2 protein-coding genes and 1 pseudogene are annotated in these 2,464 nt (G+C 67.5%); 1 reads left to right on the top strand and 2 read right to left on the bottom strand.

The window, feature by feature from the left end; all coding sequences use genetic code 11:
- The coding region (locus AB0M20_RS38190; RefSeq protein WP_364305761.1) for an RICIN domain-containing protein at positions 1 to 572 on the bottom strand (572 nt) is incomplete at its 3' end.
- Positions 573 to 1,396: 824 nt separating this feature from the next.
- Between AB0M20_RS38190 and AB0M20_RS38185 the strand changes: the two genes are divergently transcribed.
- Positions 1,397 to 1,786: a hypothetical protein gene (locus tag AB0M20_RS38185; RefSeq protein ID WP_364305759.1), complete on the top strand. Its 390-nt coding sequence runs from the start codon at positions 1,397 to 1,399 to the stop codon at positions 1,784 to 1,786.
- Between the two features lie 595 nt (positions 1,787 to 2,381).
- Here AB0M20_RS38185 and AB0M20_RS38180 read toward each other — a convergent pair.
- A pseudogene (locus tag AB0M20_RS38180) lies at positions 2,382 to 2,464 on the bottom strand (ATP-binding cassette domain-containing protein); the annotation flags it as partial.

The following is a 2,464-nucleotide window of genomic DNA, read 5'->3' as shown; positions in this document are numbered from 1 at the left end:
GTCGCGGTGGGATTCGGCGGGGGCAGAGGATATGGGTACGCGGAATTCCTGTCCGACGCCGATGCCGGCGGACTCGCCTCCGAGTTGCTGCTGAGCACCTGGGATCTCCGGCCGTTCCGGGAGGACGCCGATTTCCTCGTCGCCCTGCTGCGGCCGAAATCCAACTGATCAGGCTCGGTGTCATATCTGCTTGGCGAATCCGTTGCACGTCGCGGCGCGCCGCTCGCGGCATTCCAGCGACCGATGTCCACGCGCTGGCCCGACTGTGGATTGACGATATCGCCGGCCGACGTGATCGCCCATCGTTGTGCGCTGGTGTTGTTGCAGGCGTATATCTGCGCCGCCGCCATGTCCTGTGTGGAGCCGTCGCAACGTCGACGCACTTGCCGCCGATGCGGAGCGTGCCGTCGGCGGCGAAGGTGAAGCGCTGCATCGGGCCGTTCCAGCAGTCCCAGACGATCAGTCGTACCTGATCGCCGTAATCGCCGCGCGGTCGACAAACAGCGGCGTGTCGCTGCGTCGCCGGCGCGGACGGTCTGGATATCCTCGAAGCAGGAAGAGGCCCCTTCCATGTATGAGATGGAAGGGGCCTCAAGCCCCGGTGGCTTTGGCAGCCCGATCTCTCGGCCCACCGCAACCGCGGAGCACGCCACCATCAAAACCGCAGAGCTTGGCGAACCCCGGTCGACTCGGTGCCCACCTCCCGGAACGGCGCCACTCCGGGATGCCCTGCCAGCCTTGGCGAACCCTGTCGCGAGCTCTCGGCCCAAGCGCTCACTCTCGCGAACTCCCGGGCCTGGTTCTCAGCAACTTGGCTCTGGGATCTCTCCCTGAGCCGGGGTCACCGTCTCTGGCGGCGTGGGAGATTTGTAGTCCTGCCGGCCGGGCCTGCGCAAGGGGCGGAAGGCAGTTTTTCTTATTTTCTTGAGATGGCCCAAACCGTCCACAGGGCGAGGCGCGTTACCCCCAGGACAAGGCGACTTTTCCACCGGTTGTCCACCGGTTCATCCACAGGCGTCAAGGTCATCAGGCGTTGATACGGAGTTCAACGGGCGATCATGGCCAACGGTCTCGGCTGGATGCTTACCGGGGCGAGCCGGGCAATAGCCTGATCAGGTGCGGGTGAAGTCCAAATCCTTGCCAACGGGACAGCGCGGCCCCGGGCCGGCGTGTCGGGTGGGCGGGACCCGGCCCGGCTCCGGCGTCTTCCATCGTCCACTCCGCTCACCGAAACTGGCATTGATCATTTACAAATTGTCGTCAGTCGATCTTTAACAGCGGTAGGGCGCGTGTGAACCGTTCCGCCGAATTCGTGGTAGTTATCCACAGGGGTCAAAAACGGTTAGTCGTTTGTCGATACCCTCAGCGGCGCAGGGCTGTCGGACGGGGAGGTGCCATGCCTGACGGGGTGGAGATCGACACCGGCCAGGTCGATGATTTCGCGAAGGGGATGCGGTCCGAGGCGGCCACCGGCTTCTCGCAGGCGGCTGCCCGCGGCTCGGACCTGCACGCGCACGGGGTGGTGTTCGGTGCGTCGATCACCACCAGCGACGCGGTGTCCCAGGCCAAAACTCGGTACGCCGCCGCACTCGAGAACACCGATGCCAACCTGCGGGCGTACCGGCAGGCGGCGGAGATCTTCGCGGACGTGGCGGAGTCGGTGGCGCGGGACTTCGCGTCAGCCGACCGGTCATCGGCGCAGGCCCATGCCCGGGTGGACAAGCTGCTCGGCGACGCGATCGCCAAGGCGACCGCGATCATCGACGGTTCCCGGCGGGCGATCTGATGGCAGGCTGGGGCGGCTACAACCTGCCGGCGATCTGGGCGATGATCGAGCGGGAGAACGCCTGCACGGGCGCCGACCGGGTGCTCAACTGGCAGAACCTCGCGGAGGCGGTGCAGGAGCAGCACCGCCGGCTGGTTAAGTCGCGCGACGAGTTGGCCGCGGTCTGGCCACCGGAGTCGAACGCGTCGGCGCGCGCGTTCCTGGAGAAGGTTGACCTGCTGGCCGCGCACATGGACCACACGCTGAAGCACGCGGAGAACACAAGGGTCGGCCTGCACGGCGTGATCGGGGCGCTGGGCACCGCACAGGGCACGATCCGTCCGCTGCTGGAGCAGCGAGCGGCGGTGGCAGACGACCTGGTCCCGCGCTTCGTCGACCACGCGGAAGACGAGTACGACGAGAAGGCGCAGCGCGCGATGGCGGTCGCCGAGCAGGCGATCGCCGAACACAGCGCCCAGATCGAACCGCCGACCTTGTATCGCCTGGAGCCGAAGATCGGTGAGGACTCGGCCGATCTCCCCACGGACAGCGCTTCTGCGGGGTCCGCGGGTGGCGGATCCGGCGGTGCCGGCGCAGGGAGCGCCGGCTCCGGTGCGGGTTCCGGTGCCAGGGCCCGGGCCAGGGCGACGCGCTGCTGCTGGCCGCCGGAGAGCTCACTGGGCCGGTGCGCGAGGCGGC

Source organism: Actinoplanes sp. NPDC051633, from assembly GCF_040681735.1.
GTDB lineage: Bacteria > Actinomycetota > Actinomycetes > Mycobacteriales > Micromonosporaceae > Actinoplanes.
The sequence above is the reverse complement of the archived record's forward strand: the minus strand, read 5'-3'. Positions and strand labels throughout refer to the sequence as shown.